22 protein-coding genes are annotated in these 20787 nt (G+C 64.6%); 10 read left to right on the forward strand and 12 right to left on the reverse strand.

Going from position 1 to position 20787, the window contains the following annotated elements; all coding sequences use genetic code 11:
• Positions 1-807: 807 nt before the first annotated feature.
• The 5 genes from P9273_RS16540 to P9273_RS16560 all read right to left on the reverse strand — a co-directional run bounded on the left by P9273_RS16540 (position 808) and on the right by P9273_RS16560 (position 4519).
• Positions 808-1593, reverse strand: coding sequence for an anti-sigma factor family protein (locus P9273_RS16540; RefSeq protein WP_278049878.1), 786 nt, complete (start codon positions 1591-1593; stop codon positions 808-810).
• Entirely contained in the window at positions 1580-2113 is a 534-nt protein-coding gene (locus P9273_RS16545; protein WP_278049879.1) for a sigma-70 family RNA polymerase sigma factor, read from the reverse strand. Before P9273_RS16545 ends, P9273_RS16540 begins: the two co-directional genes overlap by 14 nt.
• 485 nt (positions 2114-2598) lie before the next feature.
• A complete protein-coding gene (locus tag P9273_RS16550) occupies positions 2599-3102 on the reverse strand; it encodes an invasion associated locus B family protein (RefSeq protein ID WP_040987887.1) in 504 nt (167 codons plus the stop codon).
• A 253-nt stretch (positions 3103-3355) separates the two neighbouring features.
• A complete protein-coding gene (locus P9273_RS16555) occupies positions 3356-3718 on the reverse strand; it encodes a YkvA family protein (RefSeq protein WP_278049880.1) in 363 nt (120 codons plus the stop codon).
• A gap of 507 nt (positions 3719-4225) precedes the next feature.
• A complete protein-coding gene (locus tag P9273_RS16560; RefSeq protein WP_040996303.1) occupies positions 4226-4519 on the reverse strand; it encodes a 4a-hydroxytetrahydrobiopterin dehydratase in 294 nt (97 codons plus the stop codon).
• 50 nt (positions 4520-4569) lie between these two features.
• Between P9273_RS16560 and P9273_RS16565 the strand changes: the two genes are divergently transcribed.
• Positions 4570-5079 carry a low molecular weight protein-tyrosine-phosphatase gene (locus tag P9273_RS16565; protein ID WP_278049881.1) on the forward strand — a complete coding sequence of 170 codons (510 nt, stop codon included), beginning with the start codon at positions 4570-4572 and terminating at the stop codon, positions 5077-5079.
• Here P9273_RS16565 and thpR read toward each other — a convergent pair.
• Both thpR and P9273_RS16575 read right to left on the reverse strand, forming a co-directional pair.
• Positions 4986-5579, reverse strand: coding sequence for an RNA 2',3'-cyclic phosphodiesterase (gene thpR / locus P9273_RS16570; RefSeq protein WP_278049882.1), 594 nt, complete (start codon positions 5577-5579; stop codon positions 4986-4988). The genes P9273_RS16565 and thpR overlap by 94 nt on opposite strands.
• Before the next feature lie 118 nt (positions 5580-5697).
• On the reverse strand, positions 5698-6342 hold the full coding sequence (locus tag P9273_RS16575; RefSeq protein ID WP_278049883.1) for an arylesterase: 645 nt from the start codon (positions 6340-6342) through the stop codon (positions 5698-5700).
• A gap of 83 nt (positions 6343-6425) precedes the next feature.
• Between P9273_RS16575 and P9273_RS16580 the strand changes: the two genes are divergently transcribed.
• From P9273_RS16580 to P9273_RS16595, 4 genes are all read left to right on the forward strand, one after another.
• Positions 6426-7121: an ABC transporter ATP-binding protein gene (locus P9273_RS16580; RefSeq protein ID WP_278049884.1), complete on the forward strand. Its 696-nt coding sequence runs from the start codon at positions 6426-6428 to the stop codon at positions 7119-7121.
• A 184-nt stretch (positions 7122-7305) separates the two neighbouring features.
• Positions 7306-9804, forward strand: coding sequence for an ABC transporter permease (locus P9273_RS16585; RefSeq protein ID WP_278050016.1), 2499 nt, complete (start codon positions 7306-7308; stop codon positions 9802-9804).
• A 342-nt stretch (positions 9805-10146) separates the two neighbouring features.
• Positions 10147-10887: a Bax inhibitor-1/YccA family protein gene (locus P9273_RS16590; protein ID WP_040996315.1), complete on the forward strand. Its 741-nt coding sequence runs from the start codon at positions 10147-10149 to the stop codon at positions 10885-10887.
• 115 nt (positions 10888-11002) lie between these two features.
• Positions 11003-11584: a GNAT family N-acetyltransferase gene (locus P9273_RS16595; protein ID WP_040996317.1), complete on the forward strand. Its 582-nt coding sequence runs from the start codon at positions 11003-11005 to the stop codon at positions 11582-11584.
• A 97-nt stretch (positions 11585-11681) separates the two neighbouring features.
• Here the strand turns inward: P9273_RS16595 and P9273_RS16600 are convergent, their stop codons facing one another.
• The 3 genes from P9273_RS16600 to P9273_RS16610 all read right to left on the reverse strand — a co-directional run bounded on the left by P9273_RS16600 (position 11682) and on the right by P9273_RS16610 (position 13962).
• Positions 11682-12068 carry a DUF2794 domain-containing protein gene (locus tag P9273_RS16600; RefSeq protein ID WP_224517957.1) on the reverse strand — a complete coding sequence of 129 codons (387 nt, stop codon included), beginning with the start codon at positions 12066-12068 and terminating at the stop codon, positions 11682-11684.
• Between the two features lie 456 nt (positions 12069-12524).
• Positions 12525-13106 (reverse strand): GNAT family N-acetyltransferase, encoded by a 582-nt coding sequence (locus P9273_RS16605; RefSeq protein ID WP_040996319.1) that lies wholly within the window; start codon positions 13104-13106, stop codon positions 12525-12527.
• A gap of 52 nt (positions 13107-13158) precedes the next feature.
• Complete coding sequence (locus tag P9273_RS16610) at positions 13159-13962, reverse strand: DUF1223 domain-containing protein (protein ID WP_040996321.1); 804 nt, start codon at positions 13960-13962, stop codon at positions 13159-13161.
• Between the two features lie 184 nt (positions 13963-14146).
• Here P9273_RS16610 and P9273_RS16615 point away from each other — a divergent pair, with 184 nt between their 5' ends.
• Entirely contained in the window at positions 14147-14824 is a 678-nt protein-coding gene (locus P9273_RS16615) for a ceramidase domain-containing protein (RefSeq protein ID WP_278049885.1), read from the forward strand.
• Positions 14825-14893: 69 nt separating this feature from the next.
• On the opposite strand, the gene acnA is transcribed toward P9273_RS16615, so the two are convergent.
• On the reverse strand, positions 14894-17584 hold the full coding sequence (gene acnA, locus P9273_RS16620) for an aconitate hydratase AcnA (protein WP_278049886.1): 2691 nt from the start codon (positions 17582-17584) through the stop codon (positions 14894-14896).
• A gap of 284 nt (positions 17585-17868) precedes the next feature.
• On the opposite strand from acnA, the gene ccmA reads away from it, so the two are divergent.
• The 4 genes from ccmA to P9273_RS16640 all read left to right on the forward strand — a co-directional run bounded on the left by ccmA (position 17869) and on the right by P9273_RS16640 (position 20211).
• Entirely contained in the window at positions 17869-18477 is a 609-nt protein-coding gene (gene ccmA / locus P9273_RS16625; RefSeq protein ID WP_278049887.1) for a heme ABC exporter ATP-binding protein CcmA, read from the forward strand.
• A gap of 211 nt (positions 18478-18688) precedes the next feature.
• On the forward strand, positions 18689-19354 hold the full coding sequence (ccmB, locus tag P9273_RS16630) for a heme exporter protein CcmB (RefSeq protein ID WP_278049888.1): 666 nt from the start codon (positions 18689-18691) through the stop codon (positions 19352-19354).
• Positions 19355-19471: 117 nt separating this feature from the next.
• Positions 19472-19639, forward strand: coding sequence for a heme exporter protein CcmD (gene ccmD, locus P9273_RS16635; RefSeq protein WP_040996332.1), 168 nt, complete (start codon positions 19472-19474; stop codon positions 19637-19639).
• Positions 19636-20211: a DsbE family thiol:disulfide interchange protein gene (locus P9273_RS16640; protein WP_278049889.1), complete on the forward strand. Its 576-nt coding sequence runs from the start codon at positions 19636-19638 to the stop codon at positions 20209-20211. The genes ccmD and P9273_RS16640 overlap by 4 nt, the downstream gene beginning before the upstream one ends.
• A gap of 157 nt (positions 20212-20368) precedes the next feature.
• On the opposite strand, the gene P9273_RS16645 is transcribed toward P9273_RS16640, so the two are convergent.
• Positions 20369-20533, reverse strand: a complete 165-nt coding sequence (locus P9273_RS16645; RefSeq protein WP_116390116.1) for a hypothetical protein — start codon at positions 20531-20533, stop codon at positions 20369-20371.
• Between the last annotated feature and the right edge of the window lie 254 nt (positions 20534-20787).

Consider the following 20787-nt stretch of genomic DNA (forward strand, 5'->3'; position numbering starts at 1 on the left):
GGTCCGACGCCGAGGCCGATCCGCCGCCCGTCCACGGTCCACAGATCGGCGGCGACGGGCTTCAGGATTGATCGGCTCATAGAGATCGAGAGCGGATTTGTCTGCGGAGGATTGCTGGGGCATGGCCACTCGCCGATAACTCGAAGCGCGATCCGGTCAGCCCCGAAACGGCCCGGCGCCTCCGAGGCATATGGCGCGCCTTCGCCAGGAGGGAAGCGCACGGCTCCGCAGCCACTCCGCGATGGACGACAGCGCCGTTTCGGTGCCGGGTCGAACGCCATGGACGCGCATCGCAATCGCCTGGTTTTAATGGGATATTGGCCCCGGGGGCCGGAGTCGGTTTGTTTCCTCTTTTGCGAAAACGGCCCGGCAACCCAAGCCGAGATGCCGGGCCGTAGGGAAACGCCCGCGCGCAGCGCTTCCCGTTCACCCTCCCGGGTCACCTGGGGGGTCGGTGACCCGCGGCAGCGTCTCGTTCGCGCAAGCGATCAGCGGAACGGTCGAAGCCCGGAGCCGCGCTTGCGACAGCCACAATTGGCGGTGCTTTCGTGACAGGCCCTTCATCGCGGTGCGAGCCGCCGAGGTGATCTCGAATGCTCCGCAGGCGGCACACTGGAATTCCACCTTGCGGGCCGTGACCTCGGCTGCCAGGGACATTCCGGCGCAGACCGGGCAAGTGGACGGATAATATCTTCTTTCGAATGACAGGACGCTCATCGCGTGAATCCATCTGACAGCGTGCGGCAGGGACAGGTTTTGAACTCCAGCATCGGGCGCATTCTTTCCCTTCTGCAACCGCAGCCGCGATCAACCTCTTATCTTCGGCGCAACGCTCCGGCGCGTGGCGACCTCGATCTGCTTTGCTTCCACCTCGAGCCGATCCGGCGCGGCTGACCCCATCAGCGCGTAGGCCGTGCCCCCGGACTGCCAATAAACCGTCGGCACGCGGCCGTCGGTGGCCGGCGTCGGGGGAACGGCGTCCTCGCCGTTCATCGGCGCGGCCACAAGTGTGATGCGCCCGACGCTCGGCGTGTCGGCCGTGACGACCAGGCTCTGCTGTCCGTTCCAGGGCTGCACCTGGACATCCTTGACGGCCCATGACGAGGGCAGCGTCGGCATGCTGACATTGACGGCGCCAACCAGTCGCTGGATCTTGTCCTGCTTGAGCTCGACGCCCTTTTCGGGACCCGCATTGAGCTGCGCGACACGCAGCGCATCCCGCGCCGCCAGGATGAAGGTTTGATCCGCCGTCTTGCCGCCCTGGCGAAGCGGCACGGTCAGCGAGTTGGCCGACCATCCGATCGCGACCAGCGCGACGGCGGCGACCTGAAGCCTGAGCATGGCGAACATCCGCCTGCGGCGAAGCGCCTGTTCCAGCTGTCTCGCCTTTTCGACGGTCGCGCCGGGCGGGAACAGCCGCCGCGGCTGGGAATCGCGCAGCGCATCCATGCGCTGCGCATGGGCGAACACCGCCGCCGCCAGTTCGGGCTCGCGGGCAAGCCGGCCTTGCAGCTCGGACCGCTGCGACGGCGACAGCTCGCCATCCAGCAAACGGCCGATATCCTGTTCGGAAACGCGATTATCGGACCACATCACGCCCTCCAATGATCCTCAAATGACGGGAAGCTTCGCTGTCCATATTTTCCATATTGTTCTTCAAGGCCGTGCGAGCCCGGCTGAGGCGGGACATCACGGTTCCCGTCGGCATGCCCAGCAGTTCGGCCGCCTCGACATAGGTGAAGCCCAGCACGCCGACGAGATGGAGTATTTCGGCCTGGTCGGTCGGCATCCGGGCAAGCGCCCTGCCTACCTTGGAGAGTTCGGCGCTGTGCTCCTGCGGCGGCGGCGAGGCCGCATCCGACATGCCGGCGATGGATGCAAGGCGCCGCCTGTCGGCAGCGGCCCGGCTGGCGCTTGTGAAGAAGGTGTTGCGGACAATCCTGATCAGCCAGGGCAGCAGCGGCCTGGAGGGGTCGTAGCTGCCGGCCATCGACAGCGCACGGGCGAGAGCTTCCTGCACCAAGTCATCGGCGTCGGAATCATTGCCGGTGAGCACTCTGCCGTAACGCCACAGATCCTCCAGATGCGGTATGACGTCGAATTTCGCTTTCATCCCATCTCATACCGCCCGTCTCGTGTTGCCCGTTTCAAGCTGGATTGGCGCGAGCCGGGCCTACCTTACCGCGCTGCCCAGCCGAAGCCGGCATGAAAGCGGCCCAGCGGTCAGGGACAGGGACAGACAACCGCTGGGCCGGATGGGAGCGTGCTTCCTCCCGACTGCAAGCCCTGAAAAACGCCAGCGCTTGCCGCTCCCTGTTTTCGACGCGGCCATGTACGCGACCACATATTTCAAAGAGCGTTCTCCCTCTTTTGTGCTATCTACCGGTCCCGGCCGGAAACTATTCCGCCCTAGTGTCAAATTTTTCCGGAAGCGTGGCTGCAGGCGAATTCCAGGCGAGAAGACGCCCGCGCAACATGGCCGACGCCGCCCGGCCGGGAGAACGGGCGCGGGCGCAAGGCAAGCCGAACGCCAAAGGCCGGACCCATGGCCCGGCCTTTCTTCAAATCAGCCGTTCGTTTGCCTGTAGCGGCTCTGGCCTATTTGCACTTGGCGATCGAAGCCAGCGCCGCCGAGATGCCCTTCAGCGAGAAGACGTAGGAGGTGGGATTGCCGCGGCCGGACTTCGCCTGCACCTTCATGTCGGAGCCGGTCTTCATGGCGGCGATCAGCACCGGCTCCTCGGCGGCATTCTCGACCCAGGCCGACTTGCCGCGGGTGAACATCGAGAAAGTCTTCTTGTCGATCGTGACGGTGGCCTTCGAGCCTTCCTGGAAATTGTAGCCGGCGATGAACTGCGGTTCGTAGGAGACCTGCTGTCCCGGACGCTGGCTGACGAAGAAGAACATGTCGCCATGGTCGAGCGTCGCGGGCTGCTTGTCGGTGGGCACGGTCAGCACATAGCAGACCTTGCCGGCGGCCGACTGATAGCTGTAGGTGCCCCAGGCATTGTGCTGGCCGATCTTGGTCGCCTGCTGCGCCAACACCGGCACGGCCGAGGCCACCAGGACCAGGCTGGAAACTATAGCAATCAATCCGCGCATCGTTCTTCCCGTATTCCAAATGGTGCGGAGGCGGGCCGCGTGGCGTCCTGCCGTCGCTTCATTTTGATTTAATCAGGGTTACCAAACGGTGAATTGTCCTCGAAGAAAGGAACTCACCCCCGGAAACCGCCACCATCCGCGCTGCCGCCTGTGGTTGTCAACGCGTTGTCCCGGCGCGGAGTTGGAGGCCACGAAAACGGCAAGAGTTTGTCTTTTCGCACCCGCTGATTTGCGGGCCTGAAACGCGGCGCCGTCAGCTCTTGTCGGCCAGCGCGTCCCTGGCGGCCTGCCTGTGGGCCGGCGTGATATGGGCGCTGACGGCGGTGATCGCGGCGGTCAGCACGGCGAGGTCGTCGGTGTAGCCCAGGCCGACGACGAAATCGGGAATGAAATCGAACGGCAGGACGAAATAGCCGAGCGCGCCGAGCAGGGTGGCCTTGGCGCGCAGCGGCGTGTCCTTGTCCATGGCGCAGTAATAGGCGGCGACAACCTCATCCATGAACGGAATCTGCCGCGCCGCCTTCTTGGCGGTGCGCCAGAATTTCTCACGTATCTCGCCTTCGCCGGCGAGCTTGTCGCCGAAGCCGAAGAAATCGAAACCGGTACCTTGCGTCATCAGTCGCTCCCTGGCGGCCGCGTGCATTGATGCCGCGGCCCGCCGGGGCGAAATGTGGTGAAAGCGGGGGGCTGCTGCAAGAGTTTGGGGAGTCAATCGCCTGGAAATTGGAAACGTATGCTGGCGTGGGGGAAGCTGAGTTGGCAATCGCCTACGTTGGAGATTGGCCGGAACGTCCTTCCCATCGTCATTCTATGGCGGAGCAAGGAGCGAAGCGGCCCGCGCAGACCATAGAATCCATGCCGTTACGCTGAGGCGTCGCCACGGTGCAGAGTTCTGCTCCGCTGCAATCCTCGACCACGGTCACGGAATGGATCCTCGGGTCTGAGCTCCGCTTCGCGTCGCTCCGCCCGTGGATGACGAAGTTCGCGAACGTTCGCCACGGTCTGCACCGCTGCGGCGCTCATCGGTCACGGCATGGATTCCAGGGTCTGCGCGCGTCGCTTCGCTCCTTGCTCCGCCCTGGAATGACGAACTCGGACGACCCCCCCAACGACGTGGCTTGTCCTACCCGAAATACCGGTTCATCCGCTTGGCCAGCTCGATGTCCAGCGCCGTCACGCCGCCAGCATCATGGGTGTTCAGCGTCACGTCGACGGTCTTGTAGACATTCGACCAGTCGGGGTGGTGGTCCATCTTCTCGGCGGCCAGCGCCACGCGGGTCATGAAGGCGAAGGCCTCGGAGAAGTTCTTGAAGACGAAGCTGCGCTTGATCGAGGCGCCGTCGGCGGCGAGCGACCAGCCTTCGAGTTCGGCGAGCGCCGCCGTGATCGCTTCCTTGCTGAGTTTTTCTCTGGTCATCTCGGGCTCCCGTGCTATTCGAAAATTGAACCAACCATAGCGCCGGATCGATGAGCGCAAAGCCCATAAAATCCATTCTGTTCGTCTGCCTCGGCAACATCTGCCGCTCGCCGCTGGCCGAGGGCGTGTTTCGCGCGGTGCTCGCCGGGCACGGCAAAGACCTTGTGATCGATTCGGCCGGGACCGGTGGCTGGCATGCCGGCCAAGAGCCGGACCGGCGCTCGATCGCGGTGGCGGCAAAGCACGGTGTCGACATTTCAGGACAGAGGGCGCGCAAGGTGCTGCCGGAGGATTTTTCGTGCTTCGACCTGATCCTGGGCATGGACCGGGCGAATGTGCGCGACCTCAAGGCGTTGGCGCCGCCTGCCATGCACGACCGGATCCATCTCTATCTGGATTTCGCGACGGGGAAGGCCGTGGACGTGCCGGACCCCTATTATGACAGCGCCGAGGCCTTCGCCTCGGTCTACCGCATGATCCGCGAGGCGTCGGAAGCGCTGGCGAAGCGGCTCGAGGCCAGCGTTTCGCCGACCAGCGGCCAGGCCTCCTCGACGATGTAGGGGCCGCCGCCGACCGAATCGCGCGACGACATCAGGACGAAGCGGCCGACGCGGAAGGGGAGCGCGGCGAAATTGCCGCGCGCCGAAAGATATTGCGCAACATCAAGCGGACTCGCATTGCGCAGGCGCGCCAGCGTCACATGCGGCGAGAACTTGCGCGGATCGGCCGGCAGACCGAGCCGCTGGCAGATGCGGTCGATCTCGCCCTGCAGCGCCGTCAGGTCCGGCGAGGCGGACACGCCGGCCCACACCGCATGCGGCTTCTTGCCGCCGAAGGCGCCGACGCCCGAGAGCGTCATCTGGAACGAGGGGCGGTTAACCCTGTCGAGAGCGTTGGCAATCTCGTCGGCGATATGGCCCTCGACATCGCCGATGAAGCGCAGCGTCAGATGGTAGTTTTCGACATCGATCCAGCGCGCGCCGGGCAACCCGCCCCGGAGCAGGGACAAAGAGAGAGCGGCATCACGCGGAATTTCGAGGGCGGTGAAAAGACGTGGCATGTGAAGCCTCCTGTCCTCGAATCGAAACTCTCGGTCCTAGCGAATCATCGATATCAGCGCGGGGCAAGCGGTTTGTTGTCCACAAGGTTTCCCCAGCGGAAAGCGTTGCGTTCCGGACTCATGACGGTCCTCCATTCTCGGCGATCGCTTTTTCGACCGCGGGAAGGATGCGCTCGACCATGACATCGACCCCCTTGGGATTGGGATGCATGCCGTCCTCGATCTGCAGATCCGCATGGCCGGCGACGCCGTCGAGAAAGAACGAATAGAGCGGGACGCTGTATTTTTCGGCAAGCCGCGGATAGATGGCGTCGAAAGCCTTCTGATAGTCGGCGCCGAGATTGGGCGCGGCGCGCATGCCGGCGAGAAGCACCGGAATGTTGCGCTGCTTCAGCTTGCCGAGCATGGCGTCGAGGTTCTTCTCGGTGATCTCGGGCGAAAGGCCGCGCAGCATGTCGTTGGCGCCGAGCTCGAGGATCACCAGCCGGGTGCCGTCCGGCACCGACCAGTCGAGCCGCGCCAACCCGCCGCTCGAGGTGTCGCCCGATACGCCGGCATTGGCGACGGCGACATCAAGGCCCTTCGCCTTCAGCGCCGCCTGCAGCCTGTCGGTGAAACCCTGGCCAGGGCCAAGGCTGAAGCCCGCCATCAGGCTGTCGCCGAAGCCGACGATGGTGAAGGTGGCGGCGCGCGCCGACGAAATGGCGCCGCAAAGGGCGAGGGAAAGGATGAGGGTTGCGGCAAAACGGTGTTTGAATGCCATGCGGCGAGCCCCATATGACCGAAACAACCCAGGAAAGGAGACTACGGGCCGTCTCCTTTTTCCACATATAGGGCACTTTCATTGTGACAGAAGCCGTCATCGTGCTGAGGAACGTATCGCTGACGCTCGGCGAGGGCGCGTCGTCCGTCCATGTGCTGAAGGGCGTGAGCCTCGACGTGGCGGCCGGGCAAGCCACCGGCATTGTCGGCCCTTCGGGCTCCGGCAAATCCACGCTGCTGATGGTTCTTGCGGGACTGGAAAGGGTCGATTCGGGCACGGTCCGGATCGCCGGCGAGCTGATCAACGGCAAAAGCGAGGACCAGATTGCTTCGTTTCGGGGGCGAAACATCGGCATTGTATTCCAGTCCTTCCATCTCATCCCGAACATGACGGCGCTGGAGAATGTCGCGGTGCCGCTCGAGCTTGCCGGCCATTCCGATCCGTTCGGGGTGGCCGCGCGGGAACTCGCGGCGGTCGGCCTGAGCGACCGCGTGACGCATTATCCGGGCGAGCTTTCCGGCGGCGAGCAGCAGCGCGTGGCGATCGCGCGGGCGCTGGCGCCGTCGCCGCGCATCCTCATCGCCGACGAGCCGACCGGCAATCTCGACCAGGCGACGGGAAAGCAGATCGCCGACCTTCTCTTCGCCAAGGCGGCGGAACGCGACATGACGCTGGTGCTGGTCACGCATGATCCGGTGCTCGCCGGGCGTTGCGCGCGCCAGGTCTCGATGCGCTCGGGGCGGATCGAGGATGCGCCTTTGCTCAAAGTGACGGCATAGTCGCATGGCTGGCTCCCCCTCATCCGGCCCTTCGGGCCACCTTCTCCCCGAGGGGAGAAGAGATCGCCGGGGCCGGCGCCAACCTCTTCTCCCCGCCGGGGAGAAGGTGGCCGCGAAGCGGCCGGATGAGGGGGTCGCTTGGCTTCGAACTCTGAAGCTCGCCATCCGCTTCTCGCTGCGCGAGATGCGCGGCGGCCTGTCCGGCTTCATGATCTTTCTTGCCTGCATCGCGCTGGGCGTGGCGGCGATCGGCGGCGTCAATTCGGTGGCGCAGGCGATCTCGGCCGGCGTCGCCAATCAGGGCCAGACGCTGCTTGGCGGCGATTTGCGCTTCCAGATCAACCAACGCAGTGCTTCCGGCGCCGAGCTCGGCTTTATCCGCAGCCTCGGCGCGGTTTCGCAGACTTCCGGCATGCGCTCGATGGCGCGGCTGGAGGACGGTTCAGACCAGGCGCTGGTCGAGGCGAAGGCCGTCGACGACGCCTATCCGCTCTACGGCGCGCTGGAGACCGATCCGGTGCTGCCGAAGGACCAATTGTTCGGCGAAAGGTCCGGCGTGTTCGGCGCCGCCGCGCCCGACCTGTTGTTCGACCGGCTCAATCTTCACATCGGCGACAGGCTGAAGCTCGGCAGCGCCGTTTTCGCGCTGCGCGCCAAGCTGGTCAGCGAGCCGGACGCGGTGTCGGACGGCTTCGGCTTCGCACCGCGGCTGATGATTTCGCGCGAGGGCCTTGCCGCATCCGGCCTGGTGCAGCCGGGCAGCCTGGTCGAGAACGCCTATAAGGTGAAGCTGCCGGACGGCACGTCGGAGGCGCGGATCAAGGACATCCAGGCCCAGGCCGCGAAAGATTTCCCGCAGGCCGGCTGGTCGATCCGCACGCGCAGCAACGCCGCCCCCGCGCTCTCCGCCAATATCGAGCGCTTCTCGCAGTTCCTCACCCTGGTCGGGCTGACGGCGCTGGTGGTCGGCGGCGTCGGCGTGGCGAACGCCGTGCGCGCCTATCTCGACGGCAAGCGCGGCGTCATCGCCACCTTCAAGAGCCTGGGCGCCTCGGGCGGCTTCGTCTTCACCGTCTATCTCGTGCAGATCCTGTTGATTGCCGGCCTCGGCATCGTGCTCGGGCTCATCCTGGGCGCCGCGATGCCCTTCGCGGCGAGCGCGCTTTTGCAATCGGTCATCCCGGTGCCGGCGCAAGGCGGCTTTTATCCTGGCGCGCTCGCCATGGCGGCGCTCTTCGGCCTGCTGGTGACGCTGGCCTTCGCGCTCTTGCCGCTCGGCCGCGCCCGCGACGTGCCGGCGACCGCGCTGTTCCGCGAAATGGGTTTCGAAAGCCGCGGCCTGCCGCGTCTGCCCTATACGGGTGCCGCGCTGGCGATCGTCGTCGCGCTGGCGGCGCTGGCGATCCTTTCGGCCAATGACTACCGCATCGCCTCGATCTTCGTCGGCGCCACGGTCTTTGCCTTCCTGGTGCTGCGGCTGGTCGCGGTGCTGGTGCAATGGGTGGCGAAAAAGAGCCCGCGCGTGCGCTCCGTTTCGCTACGGCTGGCGCTGGGCAACATCCATCGTCCGGGTGCGCTGACGCCCTCGGTGGTGCTGTCGCTCGGCCTCGGGCTGACGCTTCTGGTGACGCTGGCCCTGATCGACGGCAATCTCAGGCGACAGATCTCCGGCAGCCTGCCGGAGCGGGCGCCGAACTTCTTCTTCGTCGACATCCAGAGCAGCGATGTCGATGCCTTCGCCAGCCTTGTCGGCAAGGAGTCGCCGCGGGGAACGCTGGTCAAGGTGCCGATGCTGCGCGGCCGCATCATGGCGCTCAACGGCGTCGACGTCGACAAGGTGAAGACCCCGGCCGACGGCGCCTGGGTGCTGCGCGGCGACCGCGGCCTGACCTATGACGCCAAGCAGCCGGAGAACGCGACGCTGACCGAAGGCGCGTGGTGGCCGCAGGACTATTCCGGCGAGCCGCTGGTGTCGTTCTCGGCCGAAGAGGGCAAGGCGATTGGGCTGAAGCTCGGCGACACCGTGACCGTCAACGTGCTCGGCCGCAACGTCACGGCGAAGATCGCCAATTTTCGCCAGGTTGAGTGGGAGACGATGGGCATCAACTTCGTCATGGTGTTCTCGCCCAACACCTTCGCCGGGGCGCCGCATGGCTGGCTGGCGACGCTGACCGACAAGAGCGCTACCACGGCCGACGACGCAAGGCTGCTCAATGCCGTCACCCGCGCCTTTCCGGCGGTGACGACGGTGCGCGTGAAGGACGCGCTCGACATCGTCAACCGGCTGGTGGCGCAACTGGGCACCGCGATCCGCGCCGCCGCCGGCGTGGCGCTGATCGCCTCGGTGCTGGTGCTCTCGGGTGCCTTGGCGGCCGGCAACCGGGCGCGCACTCACGACGCGGTGGTGCTGAAGACGCTCGGCGCGACGCGCAAGACGCTGATTGCCGCCTTCTCGCTGGAATATGTGCTGATCGGCCTTGCGACCGCGCTGTTCGCGCTTGCGGCCGGCGGCATCGCCGCATGGTTCGTGGTCGCGCATATCATGACGCTGCCGTCGCATTTCATGCCGGAAGTGGCGGTGGCGACGATCCTGGTCTCGCTGACGGTCACCGTCGGCATCGGCCTTGCCGGCACCTGGCGTGTGCTCGGCCACAAGGCGGCGCCGGTGCTGCGCAACCTCTGATGCGCAGCCCCTGACTAGAGCAATTCCAGGAAAAGTGTGAGCGGTTTTCCGTTCGGAATTGCGTAAAAAACAAGGAGATAGAGCGGTTCGCCGTTTCCGTGAAACGGTGAAACGCTCTAGGCCTCCGGCGGCCTTTTCCGATTTAAATCTTCGTAAGAATGGCGGCTGGAAGGCCTGAAAACCGGGCTTTTGCCTTCTCACAAAGCGTTACCGCGCGTTACCGTCTTGTTCTTGACGTCGAGAACGCTCATATTTTGCGCAGGCATGCTGGAGCTCCGCCAGCGGCGCCTGGTCCCCGAAAGACCTGTCACCGGACGGGGCAGAAGCAACAGAGGATTTCCAATGGCTGATCCCATTCGCAACTACCAGACGGGCGCCGTCCCCGGCGCACGCGTCGATATCGATCAGGGCCTGCGCGCCTATATGATCAAAGTCTATAACCTCATGGGGCTTGGCCTGCTCATTACCGGCCTAGCCGCCTGGGGCGCCTTCCACCTCGCCGTCACGGGCGACGGCCAGCTGACTGCCTTCGGCCAGCTCATCTATGCAAGCGCGTTCCGCTGGGTCGTCATCCTGGCTCCGCTTGCGGCCGTGATGTTCCTGTCCTTTAGGATCCAGTCGATGAGCGTGGCGGCGGCGCAAACCACGTTCTGGGTCTATGCGGGCCTTGTCGGCCTGTCGCTGTCGACGATCTTCCTCGTCTACACCGGCACCAGCATCACCCAGACCTTCTTCGCCACGGCCGCGGCCTTTGGCGGTCTGTCGCTCTACGGCTACACGACCAGGCGCGACCTGTCGGCGTTCGGCTCGTTCCTGGTCATGGGCGTGATCGGCCTGCTGATCGCGATGCTGATCAACATCTTCCTGCAGTCGTCGGCGCTCGCCTTCGCCATCTCGGCGATCGGCGTGCTGGTCTTCGCGGGCCTCACCGCCTACGACACGCAGCGGATCAAGGAGATGTATTTCGAGGGCGACGTCGCCGATGTTGCCGGCCGCAAGGCGATCATGGGCGCGCTGCAGCTCTATCTCGACTTCATCAACCTGTTCATGTTCCTGCTGCAGTTCATGGGCGACCGCCGCTAAAGGCGTTGCCCGGTCCCGCTGGACCATAGAGTTGCGAAGGGCGGCCCAACGGCCGCCCTTTTCTTTTGTGCATCGCTCTGCTGTTATCGAGGCAGGAAAGTGAATTGCATAAATTATGAGCACTATTGCGATCAGACCCGCCACCGCGACCGACCTCGACCGGATCACGGAAATCTATGCTGATGCGGTCACGCACGGCACGGCGAGCTACGAACTGGAGCCGCCCAGCCGCGCGGAAATGGGCGACCGATTCGATAATCTGGAGGCGGGCGGTTTCCCCTATCTCGTGGCCGAGAAGAACGGCGTCGTGCTCGGCTATGCCTATGCCGGACCATTCCGGCCGCGGCCCGCCTACCGATTCGTCGTCGAGGATTCGGTCTATGTCGCGCCCGAGGCCAAGGGGCAGGGCGTGGGCTCGGCGCTGATGCAGGCGCTGATCGAGGCGGCGCGCGCGGCGGGCTTCCGTCAGATCATCGCGGTCATTGGCGACGGCCATGCCGACAGCGCTTCGGTGCGGCTGCATGAGAAGCTCGGCTTTCGCCATTCCGGGCGCCTGGAGGGATCCGGCTACAAGCACGGGCGCTGGCTGGACACGGTGTTCATGCAGTTGTCGCTGAATGGTGGCGCGGCGCTGCCGCCGGATCCGGATTCGCTGCCGGAACGGAGGTTTCGGACTCAAAGGGAACTGAAGAATTGAGGAATTGAAGAACTGAAGAAAGACGACTGCCGCAGCGGCGCCAACCACCCTTTCCTCAGTTCTTCAATTCTTCAGTTCCTCAATTCCTCTTTTTCCCTCAGGCCTCAACGAGCTTCAGCTTCGCATCGAACACGCCGAGCACGCGGCCGAGTTCCTGGCCGCGCTTGAGGATGCGGCCGCCCGCGGCGATGACCGCGAAGGCGCCCTGCCGGCGCGCCAGCTTGGGGTCCTTGACGATCTGGAACAGCGGTACTTCACTGGCCCGGCGGAAGACGGAAAAGACGGCGCGATCAGTGAGATGATCGATCGCATAGTCGCGCCATTCATTGGCCGCAACCATGCGTCCGTAGAGCCTCAGGATCTGGTCGAGTTCGCGCCGGTCGAATCGCACCGGCTGATCGAGGCGGGCGTTGCGCGCCTCATGCAGCGGGATCAATATTCCGGATGCTTCCCCATCCTCCGTCCCGCTGCTGTGATCGGTCATGCCTCGATCCTTCGATTGAATCATGCGCCGGCCAAGGTTCGCGCTTTCATGGCGGAATTGCAAGGGCGCGATGGAATTGCCGGACGCCGTCCCGACGCAAGCGGTCGCGCGGTTTCCCAAACGTCCAGTCACGTTTGCAAAACGCATGTTGGAATTGGTGATGCTCCGCCACATTCTCGCCACAAATAATCCGCGCTCATGCCCCAATGTCCGACGACTTTACCCGCGTTGCCTGAGACGGTTCGGTCCGGCACCGGCTCGTAAACCCCAAGCCCCCCGCCCACGGGTCAGCGTCGGATCGAACCAACCTCGGTTTTTCTTTGGAAAAATCAGGTGCGACGATCCCAAAACCTAAATGACCGGCGTCAGAAGCAAGCTGACGCCGGTTTTTTCATGCCCGTCGTTCTGGCGCGCCCAATCCGTCCCGCGGACAGGCGGACGTCATTCAAAGCACGATCAGGGAATGAGAACGGGAACCTTTGCGCCGGGTGAGCGGCCATTCCTAATGAGCGCATACAGAATTTCATCGCGCCAAGAATCGCCAACACGCAAATGGTCGCGCAGCAGGCCTTCGGGCTCAAATCCGAGTTTTTCGGCCAGCTTGCGCGACGGGGTGTTGTCGGGATCGATGAAAGCCTGCAAACGGTGCAGGCCGAGATCCTCGAAACAGAAGTCAAGCATCGCTGATACAGCCTCGGTGGCCATGCCCCGGCTCTGATACGCTGGATTGATGAAATAGCCGATGGCCGCACGTTTGTTGCGGATGTGGCCATCGTGATAGCTGACGAGGCCGAGGCAGCGGTCAGTCTCAAAGTCGGCCACCGCCCAGTGCCGATAATAGGAGGGGGTGCAGTCGATGTATCGGAGCACGACGCGCTCGGTATCGATCCGCTTGGTGTGGACTGGTGTATTCCAGAAGCGCATCGCCTCCGGGTCGGCAAAGCATTCGTGCATCGCATCCGCGTCCTCGGCCCTGAACTGACGAAGGCGCAGGCGCGTCGTCAGGAGAATCGGGTGCGGCTCGGGTCGTTTTGCCATGGATGCTTCAATTGCTGGGCCCGGCCAGCTTGTATCAGCGATCGGGGAGTCGTCAGAGACGATCGGGCTTGTGGATGAAGGCGGCGCCGAGGATCGGGCCGGGCATGCCGTCCTTGCCGACCGACTGCAGCAGCACCGCGCAGCCGCCCTTCTTGGCGATCTCGCTCATCGGCACTTCGTAACGCTGCGCCTTGCCGTGCCACATGCCGGCGGTCTGGATGTCGGACACGGCGTTCCAGTAGGTCAGGCTGCGGCCGCTGTTCTCGCCCTGGCCGATCTTCACCATCTGCGGCGGGTCGAAATAAACGATCACCACATGGGCATCGGTCGGGCCGCCCCCGGCGTCGCCCGTGTCGATCATGACGCGGTCGCTGGTGCGGCTCACCTTGATGCCGACCCGCATGCCCTGGCCGTTCCTGTCCATGCGGGCCAAGGCGCCGTCGACATCCTTGCGGCTGGCGCCGTTGACATGGCTGCGGCCGTTGATGATGGCTTGCGGCGTGTAGACGGAGCGGCTGCCGAAGGCGCGCATATAGTCATATTGCCGCTCGGTGTTTTCCTTGGTGCTCAGCGTGTCCTGCCAGCCGAGATAATCCCAGTAATTGACGTGATAGGCGAGCGCGATGATGTCGTCCTTGCCGGCGAGCTCGGCGAAGAACTCGTCGGCCGGCGGGCAGGAACTGCAGCCTTGGCTGGTGAACAACTCGACCACGCCCAAGGGCCTGTCGATTTGGGGCTTGTCGGTTTGAGGCTTGCCGGCCGCGGCCTTCTCGGGTTCGGCTGCCAGGGCCGCGCCGCCCAACGCCGTAAGGGCCAGCGCTACTGCCGCAAGCCGCAATCGTCCTCGAAATGCCATAGCTTTTCCAATTCCCGCCGGTGACGCCGGCCTTGTTCTGATTGCTAAAATATGTGGCAGAAGCGCCAGTCAACGGGAAGTCACGTTGCGGTGAAATTTTGCTGTTGCAGCCGCAGGTAAGGGCGCAATAGGAGAGGCGGTTGCATTTCAAGGCACGGTTCGATTCGGGAGCAGCATCCTCACCATGTGGCAAACTCTCCTGATCCCTGTCGATCTCTATTGCGAGCGGACGGGGCCTGGACTTTGGGCCGAGCCGGCTAATGCTTTGACCAACCTGGCTTTCATTGCCGCGGGACTGTGGGGCGTCTGGCAGGTGCGGCGATGCAAGACTGGCACCTTCGCGGAAGTGCTGGCCTGGTGGGTGGTGGCGATCGGCATCGGCTCTACCCTGTTCCATATCTTCGCCAGCAAAGGCACGATCTGGGCCGACATCCTGCCGATCGCCGGCTTCACGCTGGCCTACACGCTGTTCAACCTGCGGCGCTTCCTCGGCATGGATTGGGGCAAGGCGATCCTCGTCTTCGTCGCCTTCTATGTCGTGGCCGGCCTGATCACCTATGCCGTGCCGGACTGGCTGCGCCAGGCGTCGAACGGCACGACGAACTATCTGCCGCCTTTCCTGGCGCTCGCCTTCTTCGGGGCATGGGTGGCGGCCACCGGCAACCGGGCCGGCTGGTACAATTTGACCGGGTCGGCGATCTTCGTCGTCTCGGTTATCTGCCGCATGATCGATCCGCTGGTCTGCGCCAGCTTCCCGCTCGGCACGCATTTCCTATGGCACGTTTTCAACGGGCTGATGCTGGCGGTGCTTTTGGCGGCGACGGCGCAGTTTGGGAAGCCGGCAGTAGGCAGTAGGCAGTAGGCAGTAGGCAGTAGGCAGTAGGCATCCTGTTTCCTTACTGCCTATTGCCTAAGCCCTATTGCCTGGCCGCTACGCGGCCAGATCACGCAGCACGTACTGCAAGATGCCGCCGTTCTTGAAATAGTCGAGCTCGTCCAGCGTATCGATGCGGCAGACGATCGGCACATTCTTCACCGTGCCGTCGCCGAAGGTCACCTTGGCGACCATCTTCTGGCGCGGCTTGATCGCGTCCAGGCCATCGATCTCGACCAGCTCGTCGCCCTTGAGGTTGAGGGAGGCCCATGAGGTGCCCTCCTCGAAGACGAAGGGGATGACGCCCATGCCGACGAGGTTGGAGCGATGGATGCGCTCGAAGGACTGGGCGATGACCGCGCGGACACCCAGAAGATTCGTGCCCTTGGCCGCCCAGTCGCGCGAGGAGCCGTTGCCGTATTCGACGCCGGCGAAGATGACCAGAGGCACGCCTTCCTTCTTGTACTCCATGGCGGCGTCGTAGATCGACATCTCCTCCTTCGAAGGATAGTGGATCGTGTAGCCGCCCTCGCGGCCGTTCTCCCCCAGCATGTGGTTGCGGATGCGGATGTTGGCGAAGGTGCCGCGCATCATCACCTCGTGATTGCCGCGCCGCGTGCCATACTGGTTGAAGTCGGCAACGCCGACGCCGTGCTCGGTGAGGTATTTGCCGGCCGGCGAGGCGGCCTTGATCGAGCCCGCCGGCGAGATGTGGTCGGTGGTGATCTTGTCGCCGAACAGGCCGAGCACACGCGCGCCCTTGATGTCGCCGACCTTGCTGAAGGCACGGCCCATGCCGGCGAAATAGGGCGGGTTCTGCACATAGGTCGAGTGGTCGTCCCAGGCATAGGTCTGACCTTCCGGCGCCTTGACCTTCTGCCAGTAGGCGTCGCCCTTGAAAACGTCGGCATATTTGCGGGCGAACAGCTCGCGGGTGACGTTCTTCTCGATGAACTCCTGGATCTCGGCCGAGGTCGGCCAGATGTCCTTGAGATAGACCGGCTTGCCGTCGCTGCCCTCGCCGAGCGGCTCGGCGGTGAGATCCTTGGTCACCGTGCCGGCCAACGCATGCGCCACCACCAGCGGCGGCGAGGCGAGGTAGTTCGCCTGCACATCCGGCGAGACGCGGCCTTCGAAGTTGCGGTTGCCGGACAAGACCGCGGCGGCGATCAGGCCCTTGTCGTTGATGGTCTTGGAGATCGGCGCCGGCAGCGGGCCGGAATTGCCGATGCAGGTGGTGCAGCCGAAGCCGACCAGGTTGAAGCCGATCTGGTCGAGCTCCTTCTGCAGGCCGGACTTTTCGAGATATTCCGCCACCACCTGGCTGCCGGGCGCGAGCGAGGTCTTCACCCACGGCTTCTGCTTCAGGCCGCGCCGGTTGGCATTGCGGGCAAGCAGGCCGGCGCCGATCAGCACGCTCGGGTTGGACGTGTTGGTGCAGGAGGTGATGGCGGCGATGACGACGTCGCCATGGCCGAGATCGTAGTCGGTGCCCTCGACAGCGTAGCGCTTCGAGATCTCGGCAGCCTTCTTGTACTCGGTCTCCATCGCCATGGCGAAGCCGGCGGGGATGTCCTGCAGCGCAACGCGGCCCTCGGGGCGCTTGGGGCCGGCCATCGACGGCACGACGTCGCCGAGGTCGAGCTCGAGCAGGTCGGTGAAGACCGGATCGGCGGAGCCGGCGTCGCGCCACATGCCCTGCGCCTTGGAATAGGCTTCGACCAGCGCGATGCGTTTCTCGTCGCGGCCGGACATGGTGAGGTAGCGGAGGGTTTCCGAATCGACCGGGAAGAAACCGCAGGTCGCGCCATATTCCGGCGCCATGTTGCCGATGGTGGCGCGGTCGGCCAGCGTCATGTTGGAGAGGCCGGGGCCGAAGAACTCGACGAACTTGCCGACGACGCCCTTCTTGCGCAGCATCTGGGTGACGGTGAGCACGAGGTCGGTCGCGGTGACGCCCTCCTTCAGCTTGCCGGTGAGGCGGAAGCCGATGACCTCGGGCAAGAGCATGGAGACCGGCTGGCCGAGCATCGCCGCCTCGGCCTCGATGCCGCCGACGCCCCAGCCGAGCACGCCGAGGCCATTGATCATGGTGGTGTGCGAATCGGTGCCGACGCAGGTGTCCGGATAGGCGACGGTCTCGCCGTCTTCCGAATTGGTCCACACGACCTGGCCGAGATATTCGAGGTTGACCTGGTGGCAGATGCCGGTGCCGGGCGGCACGACGCGGAAGTTGCGGAAGGCCTGCTGGCCCCATTTCAGGAATTTGTAGCGCTCCTCGTTGCGCTCATATTCGAGCTCGACATTGCGGGCGAAGGCCATCGGCGTGCCGAACTCGTCGACGATGACGGAATGGTCGATGACGAGGTCCACCGGCACCAGCGGGTTGATCTTTTCCGGGTCACCGCCGAGTGCCTTGATGCCGTCGCGCATGGCGGCGAGGTCGACCACCGCCGGCACGCCGGTGAAATCCTGCATCAGCACGCGGGCCGGGCGATAGGCGATCTCGACGCCGGCCGTGCCCTTGTCGGTCAGCCAGGCGGCGACCGCCTGGATCGATTCCCTGGTCACCGAGCGGCCATCCTCGTTGCGAAGCAGGTTCTCCAGCAGCACCTTCATCGAATAGGGCAGCTTCGCGATGCCGGTGAGGCCGTTCTTCTCGGCCTCGGCGAGGTCGAAATAAACATAGTCCGCGCCACCCGCGGTCAGGGTGCGGCGGCAATTGAAACTGTCGAGGGATTTCGTCACGGCGATCCGTCCTTGTCTGTTCAGCCTGAAAGGGAACGGACGCCGTTGGCATGCAATCACGCGCAAAGGTGCGGGTACGGCCATTTCCGCTGTCCGCTCCCAAGCAACCCGAGCCGTTCAAGGCGGCGCGTTCGCTGGTTCGGCGCTAATTCTGATCCCGCGCCGACCGCTGGCACGGATGAACCGCATATAGAGAATTTCCTGGAATAGTTCTAGACAGTCCAAAGACGAATTTGCGTGAGCCGGAAACGGCCGCGAAACGGTGCTTTCGGGACGGGCAAAGAATGCGGCTGATCGCCGAAAATCTGGGCGGCGAGCGCGGCGGCGAGACGGTTTTTTCCAACATCGGCTTCGCGCTAGACAAGGGCGAGGCGCTCATCGTCACCGGGCCGAACGGCGCGGGCAAATCGACGCTGCTGAGGATCGTCGCCGGCCTGCTGCCGGCCGCCGAGGGCAAGGTGCGATTCGAGGGCGGCGGCGAGGCCTTCCCGACGGTCGCCTCCGCCTCGCATTATCTCGGCCATCTCAACGCGATGAAGACGGCGCTCAGCGTCGAGGAGAATCTCGGCTTCTGGCGCGCGTTTCAGGGCGAGCCCGGACTGGGCGTGGAGGAGGCGCTGGAGACAGTGGCGCTCGGCGGTCTCGGGCATCTGCCCTTCGGCTATCTGTCGACCGGGCAGAGGCGGCGGGCCTCGATCGCGAAGCTTCTGGTCAGCCGGCGGCCGGTCTGGCTGCTCGACGAGCCGACGGCGGGGCTGGACAAGGCCTCTGAGGAACGGTTCGCGGGCTTGATGAAGGCGCATCTGCGCGGTGGAGGGATCGTGGTGGCGGCGACGCATCTGCCGTTGGGGCTGGAGGGGGCGAAGGTGTTGGGGATGGGGCAGGTTCTTTGATGTCGGTGCTCTACGGCGCCCCCCTCTGGCCTGCCGGCCATCTCCCCCACTTGGGGGGAGATTGGCAGCTTCGGCGCCCCGCTCATCTTGCGAACGTTGGTGATTGGCGAAATCGCCTGCGACGGCTGATCTCCCCCCTTGTGCGGGAGATGTCCGGCAGGACAGAGGGGGGCGCGAAGGAACGCGGACCTAACCAGGGGGCCACCTTGTAATGTGGTCGCTCTTCCTCCGCGACATCCGCCTTTCCATCCGTGCCGGCGGCGGGGCGCTGATCGGCGTCATCTTCTTCCTCGCCGTCATCGCCACCATCCCTTTCGGCGTCGGACCCGACCTCAACCTGCTCGCCCGCATCGGCCCGGCGATCCTGTGGATCGCGGCGCTGCTCGCATGCCTGCTCGGGCTCGATCGCCTCTTCCAGGCCGACCGCGAGGACGGCTCGCTCGATCTCCTGGTGCTCAACGGCGACCGCCACATGCTGGCGCTGACGGTGCTGACGAAATGCCTGGCGCACTGGACGGGCAGCGTGCTGCCGCTGGTGGTCGCGGCACCTCTGCTCGGCCTGTTCATGAACATGGAACCGCTCGGCATCGGAGCCACGGCGCTCACGCTTCTCGTCGGCACGCCGGCCATCACCTTCATCGGCGCGGCCGGCGCCGCGGTGGCGGTGGCGCTGCCGCGCGGCGGGCTGCTGATCTCGGTGCTGGTGCTGCCTTTGACCATTCCGGTGCTGATCTTCGGCGTTTCGGCAAGCTATGGCGCCGTCGCCGATCCGGCGCCGTTCCTGCAGCCCTTCCTCATTCTTGCCGCGCTGACGCTGTTCCTTGCGGTGCTGGGTCCCCTGGCGGCAGCGCTGGCGCTGCGGCATGGGACGGATTGAGGTTGCGAGAACGTTGCCTCACTGCGGCACCGCGGCAAATTGCGGATCGGCTGGTGGGGGGTTATGGAAAGCTATGATCGGAACGGTTGACATGGCCAAAGACAGGGAGCGGCCGCTATGAGCGCGCACGCCCTGTTCGTCACCGCCGCTTATGCCATCACGGCTGTCGTGCTCGCTGGGCTGATCGGCTGGATCCTGCTCGACCAGCGGGCGCGCAAGCGCGAGCTTGCCGCGCTCGAGGCCGCCGGTGTGCGGCGGCGCTCCGACAAGGCCGTCAAGCCATGAGCCTTGAAACCGAAGCGCCGTCGCCGCGCCGCCGCCTTTTCGTGCTTCTGCCGCTGCTGGTGTTCCTGGGGCTGGCGGGGCTTTTCCTGTCGCAACTGCTCTCGGGCCGCGACGCCTCGGAAATCCCCTCGGCGCTGATCGGCCTGCCGGCGCCGCAGACCAGCCTGCCGCCGCTCGAGGGAGCCAATCTGCCGGGGCTTGAGTCAAAAGACTTTGCCGGCAAGGTGACGCTGGTCAATGTGTTCGCGTCCTGGTGCGCGCCGTGCCGCGAAGAGCATCCGGTGCTGCTCGGCCTGTCGCAGGACAAGCGCTTCACGCTTGCCGCGCTGAACTACAAGGATCAGCCGGAAAACGCCCGCCGCTTCCTGGGCGATCTCGGCAATCCGTACCAGGCGATCGGAGTCGATCCGGCCGGACGCGCGGCGATCGACTGGGGCGTCTATGGCGTGCCCGAGACCTTCGTCATCGGCAGGGACGGCAAGATCGCCTACAAGCATGTCGGGCCGCTGACGCCCGACTCGGTGAGGGCGTTGCTCCTGCCGCAGATCGAGAAAGCGCTGGCGGCGCATTGATATTCAGGTGAAGCCGGCCTGCAAGTGCCGGCTTCCTGCGCTTCCGGTGCTCACCTACTCTAAGTACGCTCCGCTCCGGTTCTCGGAAGCCACCACTTTCGACTCGGCCTGATCTGAATCTCAATGCGCCGCGGGGCCGTGCTGGGTCGAAAAAGACTCAGCCGTAGATCTGCTTGTGGACCTGGTAGAGCATCTCGGAACGGTCGGCGCGCAGATCGGCGAGATCGCGGCTGGACAGATTCTCGATTTCGGCGACGAGGCGGTTGTAATGACGGCGCTTGGCGATGCTGGCGCGGGCGCGGGAGACAAGATTGTCGAACATGACAGGGTTCCTTTTAGTTTTTCCTCCCTGACGATTGCGAGCATGACATAGGTGTGGTGCATTGCAAAAGAAAGATGTTGCAATGCACCATTGCAACCAGCGCATAGCCGGTTAATTGGAGCCTAACGGACCATGCGCCCAGCGCGGCCCGCGAGACTGGCCTCTTCACGCAGTTCTCATCCTTTTTGTCATACAAAATACCGGCCTGCCGTCTTGCCAGATTGGCTTCGGGCTGGCTTGATCCGCCCGTCACC

The sequence above is a fragment of the Mesorhizobium sp. WSM4935 genome (assembly GCF_029625735.1).
In the GTDB taxonomy this organism is placed as follows: domain Bacteria; phylum Pseudomonadota; class Alphaproteobacteria; order Rhizobiales; family Rhizobiaceae; genus Mesorhizobium.

Coding starts and splice junctions, on each gene's coding strand:
- P9273_RS16600 (WP_224517957.1), bottom strand. CDS start 12,068: ATGACCGATCACAGCAGCGGGACGGAGGATGGGGAAGCATCCGGAATA.
- P9273_RS16605 (WP_040996319.1), bottom strand. CDS start 13,106: ATGGCAAAACGACCCGAGCCGCACCCGATTCTCCTGACGACGCGCCTG.
- P9273_RS16575 (WP_278049883.1), bottom strand. CDS start 6,342: ATGGCATTCAAACACCGTTTTGCCGCAACCCTCATCCTTTCCCTCGCC.
- ccmB (WP_278049888.1), top strand. CDS start 18,689: ATGTGGTCGCTCTTCCTCCGCGACATCCGCCTTTCCATCCGTGCCGGC.
- P9273_RS16540 (WP_278049878.1), bottom strand. CDS start 1,593: ATGTGGTCCGATAATCGCGTTTCCGAACAGGATATCGGCCGTTTGCTG.
- P9273_RS16590 (WP_040996315.1), top strand. CDS start 10,147: ATGGCTGATCCCATTCGCAACTACCAGACGGGCGCCGTCCCCGGCGCA.
- P9273_RS16645 (WP_116390116.1), bottom strand. CDS start 20,533: ATGTTCGACAATCTTGTCTCCCGCGCCCGCGCCAGCATCGCCAAGCGC.
- ccmA (WP_278049887.1), top strand. CDS start 17,869: ATGCGGCTGATCGCCGAAAATCTGGGCGGCGAGCGCGGCGGCGAGACG.
- P9273_RS16615 (WP_278049885.1), top strand. CDS start 14,147: ATGTGGCAAACTCTCCTGATCCCTGTCGATCTCTATTGCGAGCGGACG.
- P9273_RS16550 (WP_040987887.1), bottom strand. CDS start 3,102: ATGCGCGGATTGATTGCTATAGTTTCCAGCCTGGTCCTGGTGGCCTCG.
- P9273_RS16545 (WP_278049879.1), bottom strand. CDS start 2,113: ATGAAAGCGAAATTCGACGTCATACCGCATCTGGAGGATCTGTGGCGT.
- P9273_RS16565 (WP_278049881.1), top strand. CDS start 4,570: ATGAGCGCAAAGCCCATAAAATCCATTCTGTTCGTCTGCCTCGGCAAC.
- P9273_RS16560 (WP_040996303.1), bottom strand. CDS start 4,519: ATGACCAGAGAAAAACTCAGCAAGGAAGCGATCACGGCGGCGCTCGCC.
- thpR (WP_278049882.1), bottom strand. CDS start 5,579: ATGCCACGTCTTTTCACCGCCCTCGAAATTCCGCGTGATGCCGCTCTC.
- P9273_RS16640 (WP_278049889.1), top strand. CDS start 19,636: ATGAGCCTTGAAACCGAAGCGCCGTCGCCGCGCCGCCGCCTTTTCGTG.
- P9273_RS16595 (WP_040996317.1), top strand. CDS start 11,003: ATGAGCACTATTGCGATCAGACCCGCCACCGCGACCGACCTCGACCGG.
- P9273_RS16555 (WP_278049880.1), bottom strand. CDS start 3,718: ATGACGCAAGGTACCGGTTTCGATTTCTTCGGCTTCGGCGACAAGCTC.
- ccmD (WP_040996332.1), top strand. CDS start 19,472: ATGAGCGCGCACGCCCTGTTCGTCACCGCCGCTTATGCCATCACGGCT.
- P9273_RS16610 (WP_040996321.1), bottom strand. CDS start 13,962: ATGGCATTTCGAGGACGATTGCGGCTTGCGGCAGTAGCGCTGGCCCTT.
- P9273_RS16585 (WP_278050016.1), top strand. CDS start 7,306: ATGCGCGGCGGCCTGTCCGGCTTCATGATCTTTCTTGCCTGCATCGCG.